The following is a 1,015-nucleotide window of genomic DNA, read 5'->3' on the forward strand; positions in this document are numbered from 1 at the left end:
TGCAAAGTCGCCGAGCGGCAGATGCTCCGGCCCAGTTTTGTCCCGCCTGCCCCGATCCGCCGGCTGCGGGACCTGACCCGGTACCGGATCGATCTGGTCGGGACCCGCACGGCGGAGAAGAACCGGGTCGAGAAGCTTCTTGAGGACGCGTGCATCAAGCTCTCTGTCGTGGCCTCGGACATTTTCGGGGTCTCCGGGCGGGAGATGATGGCAGCGCTCATAGACGGCGAACGGAACCCGAAGGTCCTCGCGCAGCTGGCACGGGCAAGCATGCGCAGGAAGATCAGCGAACTCGAGGAGGCGTTCACTGGCCTCTTCGATGACCACCACGCCTTCCTCCTGGCCCGAATGCTGTCCAGGATCGACGGCATCGATGCTGATATCGCCGCGGTCGATGAACAGATCGAGGTGCAGCTTGCCCCTTTCGCCGCGGCGGCGGAGCGTCTGGATGAGATCCCGGGCATCGGCCCCATTGCCGCCGCGATCATTCTGGCCGAAATCGGGGTCGACATGTCACGGTTCCCGACCGCAGGACACCTGTGTTCCTGGGCAAAGTTCTCCCCTGGCATCAACTCCTCTGCCGGGAAGACCAAGGGCAGCGGGTCGACCGGGCACGGCAACCGCTATCTCGCCCGGATCCTGGGCGAAGCCGCCGTCGGTGCCGGCAGAACCGATACCTTCCTCGGCGAACGCTCCCGAAGGATAGCCCGAAGACGGGGCAAGAAACGCGCCATCGTCGCCATCGGACGTTCCATCCTGGTGATCATCTGGCACCTCCTCAAGGATCCGGATATACGTTTCCATGACCTCGGTGCCGATCACTTCAGCCGCCGCACGAACCCAGACACCAGCAAACGCAATCACGTCCGCCAACTCGAAGCCCTCGGCTACACCGTCACCTTGACCCCCGCAGCCTGACACCCACCCATATCGATAGCGCCGACCAACCGCCACACTGTGACGGGCACATCCCTACGCGCCAGCCGCCTTCAGCGCACCTCCATTTTCGGATTAG

The 1,015-nt window shown here is 63.8% G+C and carries 1 protein-coding gene; it reads left to right on the forward strand.

Annotated features, from left to right (window positions below; all coding sequences use genetic code 11):
• The coding region (locus tag QK290_RS18485; RefSeq protein WP_282332129.1) for an IS110 family transposase at positions 1–918 on the forward strand (918 nt) is incomplete at its 5' end.
• Between the last annotated feature and the right edge of the window lie 97 nt (positions 919–1,015).

It is taken from the genome of Pseudarthrobacter sp. AL07, from assembly GCF_029960665.1.
GTDB lineage: Bacteria > Actinomycetota > Actinomycetes > Actinomycetales > Micrococcaceae > Arthrobacter.